Annotated in this window: 15 protein-coding genes and 1 pseudogene; 13 read left to right on the forward strand and 3 right to left on the reverse strand. The window is 60.2% G+C overall.

The genetic code is table 11. The features are described 5' to 3' along the window. On the forward strand, positions 1–211 hold a 211-nt coding region (locus tag AB7I51_RS15215; RefSeq protein ID WP_428405148.1), incomplete at its 5' end, for a hypothetical protein. Between the two features lie 835 nt (positions 212–1,046). Here the strand turns inward: AB7I51_RS15215 and AB7I51_RS15220 are convergent. Together AB7I51_RS15220 and AB7I51_RS15225 are read right to left on the reverse strand one after the other, a co-directional pair. After that, positions 1,047–1,814, reverse strand: coding sequence for an SDR family NAD(P)-dependent oxidoreductase (locus AB7I51_RS15220; RefSeq protein ID WP_428405149.1), 768 nt, complete (start codon positions 1,812–1,814; stop codon positions 1,047–1,049). Between the two features lie 33 nt (positions 1,815–1,847). Continuing rightward, the gene (locus AB7I51_RS15225) at positions 1,848–3,446 is read right to left on the reverse strand and encodes an FAD-dependent oxidoreductase (RefSeq protein ID WP_428405150.1); all 1,599 of its coding nucleotides are present in this window, start codon (positions 3,444–3,446) and stop codon (positions 1,848–1,850) included. Positions 3,447–3,709: 263 nt separating this feature from the next. Between AB7I51_RS15225 and AB7I51_RS15230 the strand changes: the two genes are divergently transcribed. The 12 genes from AB7I51_RS15230 to AB7I51_RS15285 all read left to right on the forward strand — a co-directional run bounded on the left by AB7I51_RS15230 (position 3,710) and on the right by AB7I51_RS15285 (position 18,051). Next, the gene (locus AB7I51_RS15230) at positions 3,710–3,976 is read left to right on the forward strand and encodes a GNAT family N-acetyltransferase (protein WP_428405151.1); all 267 of its coding nucleotides are present in this window, start codon (positions 3,710–3,712) and stop codon (positions 3,974–3,976) included. Positions 3,977–4,213: 237 nt separating this feature from the next. Beyond that, the gene (locus AB7I51_RS15235; RefSeq protein ID WP_428405162.1) at positions 4,214–5,305 is read left to right on the forward strand and encodes a cobalamin-independent methionine synthase II family protein; all 1,092 of its coding nucleotides are present in this window, start codon (positions 4,214–4,216) and stop codon (positions 5,303–5,305) included. 328 nt (positions 5,306–5,633) lie between these two features. Beyond that, complete coding sequence (locus AB7I51_RS15240) at positions 5,634–7,223, forward strand: GMC family oxidoreductase (RefSeq protein ID WP_428405152.1); 1,590 nt, start codon at positions 5,634–5,636, stop codon at positions 7,221–7,223. Beyond that, positions 7,223–8,182, forward strand: coding sequence for a CoA transferase subunit A (locus tag AB7I51_RS15245; protein ID WP_428405153.1), 960 nt, complete (start codon positions 7,223–7,225; stop codon positions 8,180–8,182). The genes AB7I51_RS15240 and AB7I51_RS15245 overlap by 1 nt, the downstream gene beginning before the upstream one ends. Beyond that, positions 8,179–9,042: a CoA-transferase gene (locus tag AB7I51_RS15250; RefSeq protein WP_428405154.1), complete on the forward strand. Its 864-nt coding sequence runs from the start codon at positions 8,179–8,181 to the stop codon at positions 9,040–9,042. The genes AB7I51_RS15245 and AB7I51_RS15250 overlap by 4 nt, the downstream gene beginning before the upstream one ends. Then, positions 9,039–9,980 (forward strand): DUF7714 family protein, encoded by a 942-nt coding sequence (locus AB7I51_RS15255; protein ID WP_428405155.1) that lies wholly within the window; start codon positions 9,039–9,041, stop codon positions 9,978–9,980. The genes AB7I51_RS15250 and AB7I51_RS15255 overlap by 4 nt, the downstream gene beginning before the upstream one ends. Beyond that, the gene (locus AB7I51_RS15260) at positions 9,977–10,867 is read left to right on the forward strand and encodes a phosphosulfolactate synthase (protein WP_428405156.1); all 891 of its coding nucleotides are present in this window, start codon (positions 9,977–9,979) and stop codon (positions 10,865–10,867) included. Before AB7I51_RS15255 ends, AB7I51_RS15260 begins: the two co-directional genes overlap by 4 nt. Continuing rightward, complete coding sequence (locus AB7I51_RS15265) at positions 10,864–12,378, forward strand: argininosuccinate lyase (protein ID WP_428405157.1); 1,515 nt, start codon at positions 10,864–10,866, stop codon at positions 12,376–12,378. Before AB7I51_RS15260 ends, AB7I51_RS15265 begins: the two co-directional genes overlap by 4 nt. Beyond that, positions 12,375–13,745: a class-II fumarase/aspartase family protein gene (locus tag AB7I51_RS15270; protein ID WP_428405158.1), complete on the forward strand. Its 1,371-nt coding sequence runs from the start codon at positions 12,375–12,377 to the stop codon at positions 13,743–13,745. The genes AB7I51_RS15265 and AB7I51_RS15270 overlap by 4 nt, the downstream gene beginning before the upstream one ends. Beyond that, positions 13,742–14,743, forward strand: a complete 1,002-nt coding sequence (locus tag AB7I51_RS15275) for a 1-aminocyclopropane-1-carboxylate deaminase/D-cysteine desulfhydrase (protein ID WP_428405159.1) — start codon at positions 13,742–13,744, stop codon at positions 14,741–14,743. Before AB7I51_RS15270 ends, AB7I51_RS15275 begins: the two co-directional genes overlap by 4 nt. Further along, complete coding sequence (locus AB7I51_RS15280; protein ID WP_428405160.1) at positions 14,743–16,830, forward strand: acetate--CoA ligase family protein; 2,088 nt, start codon at positions 14,743–14,745, stop codon at positions 16,828–16,830. Before AB7I51_RS15275 ends, AB7I51_RS15280 begins: the two co-directional genes overlap by 1 nt. After that, positions 16,831–18,051 carry a trans-sulfuration enzyme family protein gene (locus AB7I51_RS15285; protein ID WP_428405161.1) on the forward strand — a complete coding sequence of 407 codons (1,221 nt, stop codon included), beginning with the start codon at positions 16,831–16,833 and terminating at the stop codon, positions 18,049–18,051. Positions 18,052–18,167: 116 nt separating this feature from the next. On the opposite strand, the pseudogene AB7I51_RS15290 reads toward AB7I51_RS15285, so the two are convergent. Next, positions 18,168–18,278: pseudogene (locus AB7I51_RS15290) on the reverse strand (IS5/IS1182 family transposase); the annotation flags it as partial.

Consider the following 18,278-nt stretch of genomic DNA (forward strand, 5'->3'; position numbering starts at 1 on the left):
CTCCACGTCCGACGCCCCGCACCAACACCATCATTCGCAGCCGCCATCTGGTGTCCACCTCTTCGATGGTGGACACCTAATCAACTCCACATGCAGAGCGGTAGGCGGTCGTCCGATCACGCTTACCAGCGCCCCGATTGCGAACGCCGTGATTGCGTCAATTGTCGTCGCCGAGATTTTGGGCGGCGTAATGCTATTGCTGCAGCGCTGAGGGTTCGTTCCTAATCGAGGCTTGGTTCGATCCCGGCGAAAGACAGGGCGAATACGACGACGCACAAGGCGAGTGCGACTGTGACTCTTACAATCGGTGCAGTGAGGCTGGGGATTTTCTTCAGGAATCGCATGAACCGGTTCGCCTGAGAAGCGCGATCTAAAGGGCGCGCCGTTAAAAGAGCGTTGAGCGAGCGCTGTCAAGCCGAGCGCCGCGCCGAAATCGCGCGGAGTGTGGGACTGGATGTGGGACTAAATAAAATCAGTTAGCATAACCGCTCGAAATAACGTGAATAAATTAATGCTATTGGTGCCCTGGCCGGGATCGTACTATAAGCATAGGTGCATGATTTTTCAGGTTTTTTTCTGATTCGAATTTCAACAAGACCAACAAGAAGACCAGCAACCTGATGCGGCGGCCGACTCCCGAGGCGGAGACACGGTTCGACCCGGCAGCGAAACTTTACTGACGCATAGCGCAGCATCTAAGGCGCAGCCATCGCCGCTTTCAACTTTCAACGGATGACGCACCGAGTCCAGACGGGACACACAATTCGTGGTCCTTTTTGGTTCTTATGTGCGGTAAGCGAGAGTCGAGCGAAGGGCTGGTTCCGGTGGTTGACCAGTCGATTGCTCAACGGGGAGGATGCGCCAATGCCCGACATCCAGGATCGTGCGCCTCCAGGACTGCGTTCGACCGATCCCAGACATTCCTGATGTGGGCGGCCAAGGCTTCATGTTTGTGAGCTTCTTGTCATCTACTCTCGATGGCAATGGACGTTAGAGTAGGTGACGATAAGGTTGCGGGCGCGAAGGTCGGCCTTGGTCCCAGTCGATCAAATCGCCGTCATTCCGCCGTCGACCGTCATGACGGCGCCGGTTACGAAAGACGCTTCGTCGCTCAGCAGAAAAAGCGCGGCTTGGGCAACCTCCTTCGGCTCGCCGAAGCGGCCCAGTGGATATTTGGCTAGTCGACGGGCTTTGGCTTCCGGACTCGCGTCGCTTTGCAAAAGCATCGCCCCCATTTCGGTGGCGGCAACTGTTCCCGGCGCTAACGCGTTGACCCGTATTCCCCATTTGGCGTAGTCGATCGCCATCTGCCGCGCAAGGTTGTTCAAGGCGCCCTTGGACGCGCAATAGGCGGCCATATTCGGGATTCCGACCATGCCCGCAACCGAGCCAATATGAACAATCGCGCCGCGCTTGCGCTCAATCATTCCAGGCAAGACGGCCCTAGAGACAAGAAATGCGCCCTTGACGTTAATCGTCATCATGCGATCCCATTGGGCCTCTTCAATTTCATGCACTGCCCCCAATGCGGCGACACCCGCGTTATTGACGAGACCATCGATCGGCCTAAGCGTCGCCTCGGCTTTTCTTACTGCGTCGGAAACCGACTCCCAAGCCGTTACATCCGCGCCAATGCCGAACGCCATGGCGCCCTGCGCGCATAGAGCGGCCGCCGCCCGTTCAGCGCGCACTGCGTCGATGTCGAGAATGGCGACCGCGGCGCCTTCATCGGCAAGAATTTGAGCAATCGCTCTCCCGATTCCGCTGCCGGCGCCAGTGACGAGAACAGTCTTTCCCTCCATTCGCCTGGACATTCCAACTCCGTAGCAAGCTCTGCGTTTACGGCATCAAAGGCTTCTCAGTTCCCGTAGCCCCGCACGCAGTCGTGACAGCTGGATGAAATGAGTGGGATTGAGAAAAAGCTCGTCCATGTCGCCCAACTCGTCGATCGTCAACCCGCGCCGAACCAGCACGTTCAGATATTGGAACGCGTCCTTGGCGCCATAACCCACATGGTGCGCGCCCAATACGCGTCTTGAATCCCCATCCAAAATCAGCTTCTGAAAACCCGACATACGCGGATGCGCCATCGCATAAAGCATTGTGCGGTCGCTCGCTGGCAAGCCGATGTCGAGACCATTGGGGTTGTCAGGAGGCATTTTAAGGACAACGACGTTGCGATAACGGGCGCGCGCTTCTTCCTCGCTGAATCCCAGCCAGCTCACCTCGTAATGCGTGTGAAGGAAATCCGGCCAGTCGGACGGCCGATAACTCGCGTCTTCGCCCATGATCGCGCGCGCGGCGTAAGCGCCGCTCTTGCGCGCCTTGAACATCTCCATTGGCGCTCCAATCAGATCGCCAGCCGCATAGACATTGGGAACGGATGTCCGCAGTCGATCGTCGACGATAACGGCCCCCTTACCGTCGACCGCTACGCCTAGCGCCTCGACCGCTGGCTGCGAGCGCGGCCGTTCGCCAAGCGCCTGAAAGACGAAATCAGTATCGATCTCAATCCTGCCCGACTGCGTTTCGGCAACGACCCGGGCGACACGACCAGACGCATCGCCGACAATGGCGGCAACCTGCGCGCCTTCGATGATTTCCATTCCCTGCTCGCGCATACGGTCAATCACATAGGTGCGCGTTTCAGCGTCCTTGATAAGATCGACGATACGGTTTCGAACCAGCATGACGACGCGACGACCGGTGGCGTTGAAGAAGCAGCCATATTCGACCGCCGTCTTCCCGCCGCCGATGACGACGACGGTCTCGCCAGGTTCGCGATCGAGCGTCTCGACGATCGTTGTATAATCATGCACGCCTTCGAGATCGCTTCCGGGCGCCTGAAGCCGGATTGGCTCCGCGCCCAGAGCCAGCACCAACGCACGAGCGCGAAATGCTTCGCCTGCCGCCTCGACCGTGTTGGCGTCGACGATGCGAACGGGAGCATTCAACAGGAATTCAATGTCGAGTTGCTCCTTGCTTTGATAGTTCATAACCGCGTGCGGCCCCGTGCGGCCGCGTCGAAACAGATCGACGACCTCCTTGATGGAGACGATCCGTTTCGCCATCTCGGGGAACCAAAGCGATCCCGAAAAAGTTCGCGCCAGCATCAATTCCGCCGCGCACTCCGAAAAGAGATGATGGGGCACGCAAGCGTTGTGGGGACAGGAGCCGCCAAGGAACGGCCAACGATCAATGACAAGTTGACGGCCGCCCATTGCGCGAAGATAGGCGGAGCCAAAACGACCCGCGGCCCCGCCACCAATGAAAATCGCATCAAATTCACGCTTGTCGTCGCGATGAATATTGCGAATAGGGCCGACGGCGCCGGGTTGCGCGAGCGCGTATTCGATTTTTTTTGCCCATTGCTCAATGGTAAAAGAAAAGGGCTCGCCGCCAGTTTCGCCGGCTTTACGCGCACTCGGGATTCCGTCCTTGTTCATTTGATGCAACCCGGCCCCGCGCCTCGACAACTTATTGCTACGATCTCGATCCGCAGGTTCCGATTATGCATGAGGCCCGCTTCGTTGAAAGCAGAGAGGTTGTTTGTGGGCCGTCTGTTTATCGCGCGCCCTCTCTACTGACGGGTGACGTGCGGGCCACACTTAACATCAAGGTCATCCATTGCGTTCGTCGCCGGCTGCCCTGATATTCTGGGTGGGAGAAAAAGGTGGAGCCTATGGGCGCGAAGAGGCAGTCCGCGCATATGCGCGACAATCCCCCGGAAGGCCGATTTGAACTTGAGATCGAAGGTGAAATTGTAGTCGCGGAGTATCGTCTTGGTGACGGCGTTATCGTCTTTACCCGTACGAATACTCCCCCAGCTCTGCGCGGGCGTGGCTTCGCGTCCGAATTGATCCGCGACGCGCTCCTCGCCGCGCGCGAACGCGGCCTCAAGGTGCAGACGACCTGTTCCTTTGTCGCTGACTATTTGAAACGACATCCCGAATATTCGGATTTATGCACCCCATAAAATGCGAAACCAAGACATAGGTCAGAAGCGACCGTTGCACACGCTGCATTGCAGCACAACTTGCGACGTGAAAATTCTCATGTAACCGCAAGTCAAGTTCTTGCATTGTGTAAATCCTTTGATACCGTAGACTCTTATCTATTGACTGAGGGGCGCGGCGGCAGACCAAAAAATTGAAAAAGAAGCGGGGGGGTAGACATGAAAATTCGCGGGCAGGAACTCATGATTCCGACGAGCATGGTCGGAAACTACCCAAATCCCCGATGGTGGGACGCTTCTTGGGCGAGGCATTTTCGTGGCGACAGAGAGCCCCCGGATTCGATGAATCGCGAGGCGCTCGAGGACGTTGTGGCGGCCATCGCCACCGACCAGGAAAACGCCGGACTGGACATCATCGCCGACGGCCGCGTGCACGGCGACAATTACGCCGATACCGCCGTCTACCACTATCTGCGGCGCATGGGCTACGATCTCCACGGCGGCCATCTCGGCTTTCCAATATACAGCCGATTGCACACGGGGACGATTGAACGCGAGGTCAAACGCTGCGGAGCGATGATGGTCGAACAGGCGCGCGCGCTCAAACGCGCCACGAGCAAGCCGACGAAGGTTCAATATACCGGCGTGCAGGTGCTCGCACAGTGCACGAACGATCTCTATTACAAAAGCTCGCGTGATCGAGCCTTGGCGATCGCCAAGGCCATGAACGAGGACATTCTCGAAGTAGACGCCTTGGGCGTCGACTTTATCCAGCTGGACGAATTCACATGGCCCTATTTCTACGAGGATTGGGCGATCGAAGCGTTCAACACCGCTGTGGCGGGGGTGAAGAACGCGCGCATCGTCGTGCATGTCTGTTGGGGCAATTGGGGCGGAACGCCGGCCTATTATCCCGATGACACCGGAAAACCCGGCGAAATCTACGACCTCACCAAGCGCCGGGAAAAGGCCAAGGCGCCGGATGCGACGCGATCGATCGTTCCGAAGGCGTATGAAGCCCGGATCGACGTCCTCAATCTCGAGAATTGCGGCCGGCGCGTCGACGACATGTCGGGGCTCGACGCTTTCAAGGAGTTCCCGCTGCCGGAGAATGTCGATTTTTGGGCGGGCGTCATCGACGTGAAGAGCACGATCACCGAGACGGCGGCGCAAGTGGCGGAGCGGATCGAAGCGTTGCTTAAGGTGATCCCGGCTCATCGGCTCGGCGTTACGACCGATTGCGGTCTCATCCTGCTGCAACGCTACATCGCGCAGGACAAGCTTCATGCGCTCGCGGAGGGCGTCAAGCTGGTGCGCGAACGACTGGGGCAGGCAGCAGCCGCCGAATAAGACTGCACGCGGGCCGTCACTGGCCCGCGCGCCTTCGGTCTGGAGCGGTTAATATGCCTGTTTATCTCATAGCGTGTCCTGATTGCGGCCATCTCTCGAACGCGCTGGTGCTCGAGGGAACGCGGATGCCGAATGAATGGAGCTGTTCGCGCTGTGGCGGTAATCGTGCGCAACCCGATCCCGACAGCAAGCCGAAGCCGCATCCTTGGGAAAACGCTCATGGAAGCGGCTGTCTCTGTTGCGGTTGCGGGGCGACGCGTGAGACACGTGAAATGTCTTGCACCTAATTCGTTATCGCGCTTGAGCGGGCGCGTCGCCGGTGTAAGCAATGTTCGATTACATCATCATCGGGGCTGGATCAGCGGGTTGTGTCCTGGCGAAAAGACTGACTGAGGACGCCGCCTGCCGCGTGCTGTTGCTGGAAGCCGGCGGCGAGGACGACGCGGACGTAATTCGAATACCAGCCTTATACAGCCGGTTGCAGGATAGCCCTTTCGATTGGGCCGACAGGACGGTGCCGCAAACGCATCTGAATGGCCGGCGCGTCTTCGTGCCGCAAGGCCGCGTGCTGGGCGGGTCGAGCGCCATCAATTACATGATCTATATCCGCGGCAATCGCGACGATTACGATCGCTGGAGCCGCGACGGCGCTGAGGGCTGGTCCTACGACGACGTATTGCCTTATTTTGTGAAGGCTGAGAACAACCAAGAGTTTTCAGATCGGCTCCATGGCGCAAATGGGCCTCTCGCCGTTTCAAGTCACCCGCCTAAAAATCCTCTGGTCGAACGCTATTTCGCCGCAGCTAAGGAAATAGGGCTCTCCTTCAATCCGGACTTCAATGGAGAACATCAGGAAGGCTACGGTCCGCTACAGGCAACGCTCCTGAACGGCGCCCGTTGCAGCGCCGCCGACGCCTATCTTCGTCCCGCGCGGCTGCGTCCGAATTTGACTGTCCTGACTCACGCCTATGCAACGCGGTTATGTTTTGACGGCCGTCGCGCCACGGGCGTCGACTATCTGCGTTTCGGCGCCGTCGAACACGCGGACGGCGCCGAAATTATTCTTTGCGCGGGAGCCATACGTTCGCCGCAACTGCTGATGCTTTCCGGCGTCGGCCCAAAAGCCGAACTTGATCTGCTCGGAATCGACGCGCGTCTCGATCTTCCGGGCGTCGGCGCAAATCTCCAGGATCATTTGCATACCCGTGTGCGATGCAGAATCACGCAACCGCTCACCTTCCCGCCCCTTCTTGATGATGCGAAGGCCCTGGCGCTTCGAGAGTATCAATCGACGCGCAGTGGCCCGCTCGGGTCGAATTTTTTGGAAGCCGGCGCCTTCGTAAAAAGCGAACCCAGCGAAACGATTCCCGGTTTGCAGCTTTTTTTCTTGTCAATTCTTGCCCCGGACTACCCCGAAGCTGGCCCGACGGGAGAGCACGGAATAACACTCACTGCTTACGTCAATCGACCCCGCAGTCGCGGCAAGGTCGCGCTCGCCTCGGCCGATCCGCTGGATCGGCCAATGATTGATTTCAATTATTTCAGCGATCCGGACGACTTGCGTTGCTCGGTCGCTGGCGTGCGATGGAATTTGCGCATTCTCTACGCGAAGGCGTTCGACGATATTCGCGGCGACGAAGTTGCGCCCGGCGTGAACGCGAGAAGCGAGACGGACCTTGAATCCTTCGTTCGGCGTACCGCCTCAACGACCTGGCATCCTGCGGGCACATGCAAGATGGGCGAGGACGATACGGCCGTCGTCGACAGCCAGTTGCGCGTGCGCGGAATCGAGGGGTTGCGCGTCATCGATGCTTCGATCATGCCCACGATCGTAAGCGGCAACACGAATGCGCCAACAATCATGATCGCCGAAAAGGCCGCCGACATCATTCGTCATCATGTGTCGGAGGCGGTCTAATGTCTCGCGCGCCGCGCTCTATTTATACTGACTCTGATAAGGTGACGAGCATCGACGATCTCGCGTCGAAGATTCACGATGGAGCTGTCGTCGCGGTTGGAGGCGGCCTTTCCTCGCGAGAGCCGATGGCCTTGCTTCGGGCCATCTTGCGCAGAGGCGTAACCGGCTTGAGCGTCGTTGGCTCGGCGCATGGGATCGATATCGATCTATTGAGCGCCGGCGGCGCGTTGTCATGCTCGTCCGAAAGCTATGTGGGGTTTGAGCAAGATTTCGGACTCGCGCCGAATTATCGGCGCGCGCTGGAGTCGGACGCGGTCAAGGTCGACGACAGCTGCTGCTATACCCTCGTGCAGCAGTTGCGGGCCGCGATCCAGGGTCTGCCATTCATGCCGATCCGCTCTCTGCGCGGCACGAGCTTTCCCTCGCTCCATCTCGAATACCGGCGAATCACCTGCCCATTCACCGGCGAGGAGCTGCTGCTGGTTCCGGCGATCGAGCCCGACGTCGCGCTTATCCACGCGCAATATGGCGACAGGAGCGGAAACCTTGTCATCCAGGGCCCGCCGGTCGCGGATATTCTCTTCGCCAAGGCGTCGAGGGTCGTTCTGGCGACAATAGAGGAGATCGTTCCGACGCAGCAACTGCAGGAGCTTGGCGGAGTCACGATTCCGTATTTTTACGTGACAGCGGTCTGCAAGACCCCAATGGGTGCGCATCCTACCGCCTGCTATCCTTTTTACGCCTATGACCGGTCGCACACGGCGCTCTATTATGACGCGGCGCGTAAAGGCGAAGACGCATTTAAATCCGAGTATCTCGATTTTTTCGTCCACGGCGCGCCGAACCACGAGGATTATCTTGCGCGCATCGGCGGCGAAGCGACGCGCGCGCGGCTTGCGTCTTGGCGTCACGGCGCCGAGGCGTGGCGGGAACTTTACAGTGACGAGGCTTCGGCATGACGATGAGCTGTAGTCTCGGCGAAATGATGATCGCGGCGCTCGCGCGAACGATCGAAGACGGAACGCTTGTCTTTCACGGTTTTGGCTCGCCGCTGGTCCAACTGGCGATGCATGTCGCCAAGCGGACGCACGCGCCAAGAATGGTCCTGATCGCCGGCGCAACATATGGGGTCGATCCAGATCCGCCCTTTCTCACGCCCACCACCAATGACTGGGCGATGGATCGCGGCGCGTCGTCTTCGCTCGATATAGAAGAACTGTTCGATCTGGCGGCGGCCGGTCGGATGGGACGAATGTTCCTTTCCGGGCTTCAGATCGACAAATGGGGGAACTGCAACGTTACGGCGCTCGGCTATCCCAACATCGCGATGAAACTGCCCGGCGGCGGTGGCGGAGGAAATCTCTCCTGCGACGCCGAGCGCCTCACTCTTTGGACGCCTGCGCATCGCGCGACAAAGGACGCCAAAGGGCGGCGGCGTTTCCGTCTGGTCGAAAACTGCGATTTCATCACAAATCTCGGCCATCGCAGTTCAGACGGACGGCCGCGCGGAGAGTACGGTCATCGCGGCCAAGGGCCGGAATGGCTTGTCACCGAACTCGGCCTATTCGACTTTGACGTCGATGGGCACATGCGGCTTGAAGCGGTCTATCCCGACGTTTCAATTCAGGAGGTGTTGGACAACACTGGCTTCGAACCAAAGCTTCCCGACGAGGTCAAAATCATCGCAGCGCCCGACAGCTCGATCGTCGCGCTTATCCGCAGGCTCGACCCGCTCAAAGTGCATGAGCGGGAGATCCGTCCCGAAGACAGGCGTCGCGAATTCAAAATCGCGAGCGTCATGGAGGGGAGTTTAAGTTGACGGCGACCGTATCCTCGCGCGACGCCGAGAACGCTCGCCGCTCGTTCAAGAACTCATTTAATGTCGTTCCTCTGCCTTATCGCGGCGTGAGCGTTCAGCCTTACGACGGTCCAATGACAGAGGAAGGAATTATTGCGAGGTTCCTCGGACGCGAAACCTATCGCCGCACGGAATTCATTGTTCTGCGCGCGCCTGACGGCGGCTGCGCCGTCATCGCTGTGGAGGCCATAGACCGCGAACCTTTATTCGCGCCGATCAGTCATGTCGAAGTGTTGGCTCTTTCCGGCGCCTGTCATTTTGTTCACGATCCGGAAACCGACTGCGCGAACCGCTCCGCGCTCGCCGCTCTGGCGAAACGAGAAAGAGTCGGCCGCGATGGGACGCTGATCTGCGAAGGGAAATACGACCACGTCAATTTTATCCACCATCCGGATCCGTTCATCCTGAACGTCGTCGAGGTGGCGCCGCCCGAACCTCCCAAATTGTTCGACCTCGTTCGTCACGTCCTCAGTTACGCCGATCTCCCTCCGATTATACCTGTGCTCGAACCGATCAATTTGAAGGAGTTAGTTCGCGACTTGAGTCCGCCCGCTTTTCTGGTCCCATGCCGCTCGGGCGGGCTCGATGACCTCGGCGCGCCGGTACACTATCTCGACGAGCGTCCGCCCCAACGTAGCGATTGGACGCTGATCGGCTGCGAACGCAGTCTGCAATTCCATCGGCACTATTACGGAGATGAGCCGCCGCGCGTCGAAATGTGTCCGCGGGTGCTCGCCGGCCGTCGGAACGAACCGACAATGCTGAAATGCTGCCTATTAGAATTCGACATTGAACGCGACAGCGAGATCATGATCGTTCCGTGGGGGGCTGATCTTGCGATGATCGAACGAGCGCTTCGTACGCTTTTCGGGAGCGGCGCTCGGGGAGACGGCGCATGAGGCCGACCGGCTTCACATCGGCGTGGCGCGGCGTGTGGTCGCTCGACGCGATCGTCAACCGCAGATTTAGGCGCCCACGGACGACCGGCGTGACAATGGTGCTTGACACCGGACTCGGCCTTTCTGCGCTGCGGGACGTTCTCGATCTTGCTGGCGAGCATATCGATCAATGGAAATTCGGTTTTGGCACCTCCGCTCTTATGCCTTACACGGTTCTCGAAGAGAAACTCGATCTGCTGAATCAGCGCGACATTCTCACCTATCCCGGCGGCACGTTGCTGGAGGCGGCGGTCGTGCAGGAGCATTGCCGCGTGTTCATGACTCGGGCCGCGGAACTGGGCTTCCGAGCGGCGGAAATATCCGAAGGGACCATTGAACTGCCTGGCGAGCGACGGCGTCGAATGATCGACTGCGCCAGGAACGCCGGACTCGTCCCCATCACCGAGGTCGGCCGCAAGGATCCCGCATGTCAGCCAACGGCCGCGGAGTTGGCCCAGCAGATATTGCAAGATTTGGACTGGGGCGCGTCCTGGGTGATTGTCGAAGGAAGGGAGAGCGGCAGCGGGGTCGGCATCTATGATCAAGGAGGCGAAATCCGCACCCCTTTTCTCGACGAAATCCTGAAGCAGGTCGGCTCCGCCGAATCGAGACTAATTTGGGAAGCTCCCCTCCGTTCGCAACAAGCCTATCTTGTCTGCCGTTTCGGCGCCAATGTCAGCCTCGGCAATATCCCGCCGCAGGAATGTCTCGCGCTCGAAGCATTACGCTGCGGGCTTCGTTTCGAAACCTTCAACGCCGTTGCGCGGCATTCTCGAGAGGCCGGCCTTTGGGATCCACAGCGGGTCGAGAATGGTAAGCCTGTCGGCGCGGAGCGGAGCGAAGAATGAGCCGTTCCCTCGATTCCAACGCCGCGCTTGAAATCGGCGAGCGACTGATGCAGGCGCCGTCAAAAAATCTCGTCGAAGCGGCCTTCGCTCGCGAACTGAAAGCGCAACTTGGTCTCGCCGCCGCGATCGGTTGGGTCGATCTTGCTCACGTGCTTTGCCTCGCACAAGGAGGCGTTATTCCGAATGATGGCGCCCGCGAGCTCGTCGCCGCGCTTCTGGAGCTTCAGTCCGCGCCCGTGTCCTTTGTTACGAGCGCCGAATACGGCGATCTCTACACCAATCGCGAGGCCTGGCTCGCCGCGCGCACGTCGGCGGCAGACTGGCTCGGCGTCGCCCGTGCACGACGCGAGGCGTTAACCACGGCGTATCATCTCACGCTTTGCGATCAACTGCTCGGACTTGGGGAAGCCCTGATCGCCGCAGTCGAAGCACTTAGCAGATTGTCTTTGCGGCACAAAAACAGTCTGATGCCCGACTATACCTATCTGCAAGCGGCTCAACCGACGACATTCGGTCACTATTTGCAGACCTTCGCCTGGCCGATGCTGCGGGATCTCGATCGCGTCGCTGCGTGTTACGAACGTGCCGATGAATGCCCCGCTGGCGTTGGAAGCTCCAACGGCTCTGCGGTCAACCAAGATCGACGCGGCCTGGCGAATCGATTAGGGTTTTCGCGGCCTGTGCGCCATGCGCGCGACGCGATGTGGCAAGCTGATCTCGCGATCGAAGTCTGCGCAGTCGCGACAGCGGCGATGGTCAATCTCGATCGTTTGGCGGAGGATTTGATGATCTTCGCCACGCGTGAATTCGGATATGTCCAGTTGGCCGATCGCCACGCGCGCGCTAGTAAGGTCATGCCGCAAAAACGCAACCCTTTTTCTCTCTCTTTCGTCAGGGCCACGGCCAATCGGCTCATCGGCGCGCAGGTTGGCGTCGCCGCCGCCGGTCGCACGCCGTCGGGCCAGATGGATAATCGGTTGTTTGTCTATGAAGCGGCGCCGGACGCCTTGCTTTCGGCAGCGGAGGCGTCGCGGCTTGTTGCCGAATGCGTCGACGGTTTGCGCTTTGACGAAGCGCGCGCCCATGCCGCGCTGACCGACCGTTCGGTCTGTGCCAGCGATCTCGCGGAGCGAGTCATGTTGGCTACCGGCATAGATTTCCGCGCCGCGCATGGCGTCGTGGGTAAGCTTGTAACGAAATTGGAGCGAAGCGGACGAGCGCTTTCCAGCCTTACCGTGAGCGATCTTTCGAATGCGTTGCGGGCCGCTGGCGCGCCGAAAGCGGGGGTCACGCAAGAACTGCTTGCCTCCGCGCTCGATCCGGCGGCCTGCGTCGCCGCGCGAACTGATGTCGGCGGCGCGGCGCCCGACGAAGTCGCCGGTATGGCGGCGGAACTTGCGGCCGCCGCCAGCGAGCGCCGCCATGCGCTCGCCGCCGCTCGGGAACGGCGAAAACGTGCGCTTTACCACCTCCATGAGGAAGCAGCCGCCTTTGCGAAAGGCGAGCGATGACGGAGTGGTCCTTCAGCTCCGCGATTTATGGCGGCGCCTGGGCAACACCGGAGATGCGCGCCCTTTTCGCCGACGCTCCGCGTACGCGGCGATGGTTGGATTTGCTCGCGCTGTTGGCCGAGGTTCAAGCCGATTATGGGGTAGTACCGGCGGATGCGGCCAAGGACATCGTCGAGACATGCAGGCTGATAGAGGTTGACGCCGAATTTCTGCGCGAATGTCGGGAAGGTTACGAGACTACCTCCCATTCGACGGCTGGTTTGATCGCCGCCGTCACACGCCGTTGCTCCGGCTCCGGCGGCGAATGGTTTTATTTCGGTACGACCGTACAGGACATCACCGACACATGGCTGATATTGGCGCTTGGCGACGCGCGCGTTTTTCTCATAGCTGACCTCGAACGTGCGACGGCCGCGACCGAGGAACTTTGCCGGCGCCATCGCGACACGATCATGGCGGGACGAACGCATGGCCAGCAAGGCTTGCCGATCACTTTCGGATTCAAGGCGGCGGGTTGGCTGGTCGAGTTGCGCCGTCACCGTGCGCGCTTCGACGAAATTCATGCGCGATTGAATGTCGGCCAATTGTGCGGCGGAGTAGGGAGTCTTTCCGCCCTGGGGCCGCATGCGTTGGCTGCACAGGAACAATTTTTCGGTCGCCTCGATTTGCGCGCGCCGGATATGTCATGGACGGCGAGCCGTGACATATTAGTCGAATGGGCGCATCTCCTCGTTCTCACCTCGGCGACGGCGGATCGCATCGGGCACGAAATTTATAATCTGCAGCGCGACGAGATCGGCGAGCTGCGCGAACATTCCGCCGCCGAAGGCGTTGGTAGCATCACCATGCCACATAAGCGCAATCCCGAGACGGCCGAGCATCTCGGAACCCTGGCGCGCGTCGTGCGGGCAAACGCGGGGCTTCTGGCCGAGAGTCTCGTTCACGACCATGAACGCGACGGACGATCGTGGAAGGCAGAATGGCACGCCATTCCTGAACTCACCATGGCGGCTGGAAAGGCGCAATCATTGCTTGCCGCGCTCCTTGAAGGCCTGGAAGTGCGCGCAGACCAGATGCGCGCCAATTTGGAAGCAGCCGGCGGCGCCGCGCTTTCCGAAGCGGTCATGCTCGCGCTCGCGCGCCGGATCGGCAAGCAAGCCGCGCATCGCATCATTCATGATCTTGCGCGCACCGCGCAAAGCGAAGGACGCTCGCTTTCCGAAGCGATCAGGTACGACAGCGAAATCCGTCGCCGACTAAACAAGGAAGAGATCGATAACCTGCTCGACGCACGCTTCCCGATGGGGCAGTGCCAGGCGCTTGTCGATCGCGTGCTGCAAGTCAAACCAAAGCGAGGCGCGTCATGACAGGCTGGCGCGAGAGGCTGAACGCTTTGCCGCGTCTTTCGCTCGCGACGCAGCCGACACCGCTCATTTGCGCCAAACGACTTTCGGCTGCGATCGGCGGCCCGCAATTATGGTTCAAGCGCGACGATCTATTTCCCGCCGCCTTCGGCGGCAACAAAGTTCGCGCCCTCGATGTTGTTCTCGCCGACGCCAAGGTTAAAGGTGCGGACACGCTCATCACCGGCGCCGGCCCACTTTCCAATCATGTGCGCGCCAGCGCGGCCATCGCGGCGCTCTCGGGCATGCACTGCCTCGCCATCTACTGGGGTGCGGCGCCGGGAAGCGCCGAAGGCAATTTTCGGCTGACCAAAATGCTCGGCGCGGAAATCCGTTTCACGGGTGATCTAAATCGCGAGTCAGTAGACAGCGTTCTTGAAACCGCAGCCGCTGAAATCAGGGATGCTGGCGGACGACCTTACGTTATTCCCCGCGGCGGCGCCTGCCCGCTCGCCGCGCTCGCCCATGTTTTGGCGGTTCGCGAAACGCTCGACCAGTGCGCGGCTTATGGAATTGCGCCGCAAGTCGTCGTCCTTGCTGTTGGGGGAGCGGCGACGCTTGCGGGCTGGCTGCTCGGTTCAACGCTCTTTGACGCGAGCTGGCGCATCGAGGCGATCACCGTCAGCCGACCGGCGCAAGAAGCGTCGGCGCGTGCACGCGCCCTCGCTGCGGAGGCTGCTGCGATCATTGAATTTCCTGGAAATCTTGAGCGCGTTGAATACGCTGTCCACGACGGTTTCATCGGCGCCGGCTACGGCCTGCCTTCGTCTGACGGGCGTGAGTCCATTCGCATGGTGGCGCGCGCCGAAAGCGTGTTTCTCGACCCCGTTTACACTGGAAAGGCCATGGCGGGTTACCGCAAGCTTGCTTCGCAGGGCCGTTACGACGACGTTGCCTCAATTCTTTTCATCCACACCGGCGGTGCGCCGACCCTGTTTACTTCCGCGATGGAGGAACCCTGATGCGCGATTGGCGAGACGCCCTCTTTGTGCCCCGCCGTGTCGCCGTCGTGGGCGCTTCGGCGACGCCGGGGAAAGCCGGTTCCCTATTCATGCGCAATCTGACGGCGCCCGAGGCGGGCTTTACTGGCGACGTCGTCGCGATCCACCCTACAGCGGACGAAATTCTGGGTTGCCCCTCATATCCGCGCCTCGACACCGCGCCTGACCCAATCGATATGGCGGTAATCGTCACGCCGCCATCCGCCGCGCCCAGCGTCATCGAGGATTGCGGCGCGGCGGGAGTTCCGGTCGTCGTCGTCATCACTGGCGGCTTCGCGGAGATAGGGCCGAAGGGCGCTGAATTGCAGCGCCAGCTCATCGAAACCGCGGCGGCACATGGCGTTCGCGTCATCGGTCCCAATTGTTTCGGGGTCATCAGCACGGCGTCCGGCCTGAATGCTTCTCTTTCTATCGGCCTTCCGAGAAGAGGCGGCGTTTCCCTGGTGACGCAAAGTGGCGCCTATGGAATGGCGGCCTATACCCGCTCTATCGACGACGCCATGGGATTCTCAAAGATCGTCGCGCTCGGCAACAAGTCCGACATAGACGAGGTGGAATTGCTTGAGTTTTTGGGACGTGATCCCGAAACGAAAGTAATTGCGCTGCTGCTGGAGTCGATTTCCGACGGCCGACGACTTTTTGAAACAGTGGCGGCGATAGCGCCCAATAAGCCGGTCGTGGCGTTTAAGACCGGACGGCACCCCGGCGCTCAACGCGCGGCCGCAAGTCACACGGCGGCGCTCTCCGGCGACGCCGCAGTCGCCTTCGCCGCGCTGCGACAGGCTGGCGCCCATCTCGTAGAGGATGGGCTTTCGCTCCTTGACGTCGCCGCTTCGCTCGATCGTCAACCGCCGCTGCGCGGCCGAAACGTCGCGATCATCACCAATTCTGGCGGAACCGGCGTTGAACTCACCGACCTGCTCGAAGCGCAGGGCCTTGCAGTTCCGGCGCTCTCGCCGACGCTGCAATCGACCATAAAAAGCCTGCTCCCGCCGCAAGGATCGCCCGTCAATCCCGTTGACGTGACGACCGATTGGCCGCGTTTCGCCGAAATGTACGGCGGGACGATCAAGGCGCTGACGGACTCAGACGAAATCGACGCCGTCATCCCTATTCTGTTGCAACGCTCCGCTTTAATGCCGGAAGTCGGCGATGCGGTCATCGCAGCGCATAACGAGGCGCTGCGGGGCGGCTCGACCAAACCCATTCATGTTTGTTGGGTCGCGCCGCGGGCGGCGGACGCCAATCGCGAGAAACTCATCGCGGCGGGAATACCGTGTCATTCCTGGCCCGCCCACACGGCCAAAATCCTTGCCGCCACGGTCGCGCAACCCCCTCGGCGGCAAGCGCCGATTCCGGCGGGCACGTCAATTCCCGTGCCGTCGTCGAGCAGCGCCGACGGCTGGGCGTCGTCTGGCGACGCATTCTCCTTACTCCAAGCTGCAGGCTTTCCGGTCGCGCCTTTCGCCATCGTTTCGAGCGCAAAAGAAGCTGCGGCCAAGGCGGAGGAAATAGGGTTCCCGATCGTTCTTAAAGCCGAGCGTGCAGGGCTAACGCATAAAAGCGACGCCGGCGCCGTCCGCGTAGGTCTCCGGGATGCAGAAACTGCTGCTGAGACGTTCACGGACTTCGAGCGTCGTCTCGGCGTGGGACCAGCTCTAATGCAACGACAATCCGCGCCAGGATTGGAGATCGTCTTTGGCGCGCGGCGAGATAAGCTGTTCGGACCCATCGTAATGGCCGGGCTTGGTGGCGTGTGGATCGAAGCCTTGAACGATGTGGCGCTACGCGTCGCACCGATCAACGATAGCGAAGCGCTATCTATGTTGGCGGAGTTGCAAGGCCGGAAACTTCTGGCCGGATTCCGCGGGCGCGCGCCGGTAGATTTGGCGTGTCTCGGCCGACTCATCGCCGATCTGTCGCAGTGGTTCGTCGCGGCGAAATGGTTGGCGGAGATGGATCTAAACCCGATCATCGCTGATAGCGCGTCATTCGCCATCGTCGACGCGAGGATGCGGGTCGACGAGATCAAGCGGAAACCTACGTAAATGGATGAAAAAGGATCGAATGACGCGAAGGGTTTCGCGACCAGGGCGATTCATGTCGGCTACAAGCCTGCCGACTATTGCGGCGCTTTGGTCCCCCCTGTCTTCATGACCTCGACCTACGCATTTGAAACCGCCGAGGAAGGCGAGGCGCTTTTTCTTGGCGAACGACAGGGCTATGTCTACGGTCGAACGCGCAATCCCACACAAGCATTGTTCGAAGAGCGCATCGCAAGTCTGGAGGGCGCGGAAGCTGGTCTCGCGGTCGCCTCCGGCATGGCGGCCATCAGTTCAACGCTGTGGAGTCTGTTGCAGGCCGGCGATCGCGTGCTAATCGACCATACGCTTTACGGCAATACATTCGCGCTGTTCATGCGCGGTTTGCCGCGTTTCGGCATTGAGGTCGCGAAGGCGGACTTCACCGATCTCGACGCCGTCTCGGCGGCTGTGAAGCTGCATTCGCCGAAGCTCGTCTTTTTCGAATCTCCGGGGAATCCTACGCTCCGAATCATCGACGTCGCAGCTGTCGCAAACTTTGCGCATCAGCACGGCGCTCTCGTGATGGTCGACAACACCATCGCAACGCCTGCGCTGCAACAACCGTTAAAGCTTGGCGCGGACCTTGTCGCGCATTCCGCGACCAAGTTCATCGGCGGACATGGCGACCTTCTCGCCGGCGTCGTCGTTGGATCAAAGAACCTGGTCGAGACCATCCGTCGCGACGGCCTGCGTAATCTTACCGGTGCGACAATCTCCCCGATCGCCGCCTTCCTCTTGTTGCGGGGCTTGAAAACGTTGGAGCTGCGCGTGGAACGGCATTGCGCGTCGGCGATGGCGGTCGCGGAGCTGTTGGAACGCCATCCCGCCGTTTCTTCCGTCTTCTATCCCGGATTGCCGAATTCTCATTTTCACGCTCTTGCGCGGCGTCAGATGACGGGTTTCGGCGGGCTCGTAGCCTGCGAACTGCACGGCGGCAAGAAGGCCGCCATGGCCTTTATGAATTGGCTGAAGTTAGTGACCCGCGCCGTCAGCCTTGGCGACGCCGAGACTCTTGTCCAACATCCGGCCAGCATGACCCACGCGCCCTATACGGCGGAGGAGCGTGCCGAACATGGCGTCGGCGACAGCCTCGTTCGTTTCTCCATCGGACTGGAAACGCTCTCCGATATACATGACGATATTCGTCAGGCGCTCGACGCCGTTGAATGTTCGAGTGTCGGTTAACTATGACCGAGTGGCTTTCGAATATTCTTTCGCACGTAAGCCGATCATCGCGCTCGTCGGCGCGAGCCGGCTATTAACCGGCTGGTTACGTAGTGACTGTTTTCTAGGGCCTGTCATCAATTGAGCCAGACGATAGCTGCGGAGAGGTGGATCGCGGCGAGAAAATTTCGAGCGGTTTTGTCGTAGCGCGTTGCGATGGCCCGAAATTGCTTGAGCTTGCAAAAGAA

The organism is Methylocystis sp. (assembly GCF_050246715.1).
Classification (GTDB): domain Bacteria; phylum Pseudomonadota; class Alphaproteobacteria; order Rhizobiales; family Beijerinckiaceae; genus Methylocystis.

What these genes read in the sequence shown, in the direction of transcription:
- AB7I51_RS15260 (WP_428405156.1), top strand. Translation starts at nt 9,977, where the DNA reads ATGAGGCCGACCGGCTTCACATCGGCGTGGCGCGGCGTGTGGTCGCTC.
- AB7I51_RS15275 (WP_428405159.1), top strand. Translation starts at nt 13,742, where the DNA reads ATGACAGGCTGGCGCGAGAGGCTGAACGCTTTGCCGCGTCTTTCGCTC.
- AB7I51_RS15270 (WP_428405158.1), top strand. Translation starts at nt 12,375, where the DNA reads ATGACGGAGTGGTCCTTCAGCTCCGCGATTTATGGCGGCGCCTGGGCA.
- AB7I51_RS15250 (WP_428405154.1), top strand. Translation starts at nt 8,179, where the DNA reads ATGACGATGAGCTGTAGTCTCGGCGAAATGATGATCGCGGCGCTCGCG.
- AB7I51_RS15220 (WP_428405149.1), bottom strand. Translation starts at nt 1,814, where the DNA reads ATGTCCAGGCGAATGGAGGGAAAGACTGTTCTCGTCACTGGCGCCGGC.
- AB7I51_RS15265 (WP_428405157.1), top strand. Translation starts at nt 10,864, where the DNA reads ATGAGCCGTTCCCTCGATTCCAACGCCGCGCTTGAAATCGGCGAGCGA.
- AB7I51_RS15240 (WP_428405152.1), top strand. Translation starts at nt 5,634, where the DNA reads ATGTTCGATTACATCATCATCGGGGCTGGATCAGCGGGTTGTGTCCTG.
- AB7I51_RS15225 (WP_428405150.1), bottom strand. Translation starts at nt 3,446, where the DNA reads ATGAACAAGGACGGAATCCCGAGTGCGCGTAAAGCCGGCGAAACTGGC.
- AB7I51_RS15235 (WP_428405162.1), top strand. Translation starts at nt 4,214, where the DNA reads ATGGTCGGAAACTACCCAAATCCCCGATGGTGGGACGCTTCTTGGGCG.
- AB7I51_RS15280 (WP_428405160.1), top strand. Translation starts at nt 14,743, where the DNA reads ATGCGCGATTGGCGAGACGCCCTCTTTGTGCCCCGCCGTGTCGCCGTC.
- AB7I51_RS15285 (WP_428405161.1), top strand. Translation starts at nt 16,831, where the DNA reads ATGGATGAAAAAGGATCGAATGACGCGAAGGGTTTCGCGACCAGGGCG.
- AB7I51_RS15230 (WP_428405151.1), top strand. Translation starts at nt 3,710, where the DNA reads ATGCGCGACAATCCCCCGGAAGGCCGATTTGAACTTGAGATCGAAGGT.
- AB7I51_RS15245 (WP_428405153.1), top strand. Translation starts at nt 7,223, where the DNA reads ATGTCTCGCGCGCCGCGCTCTATTTATACTGACTCTGATAAGGTGACG.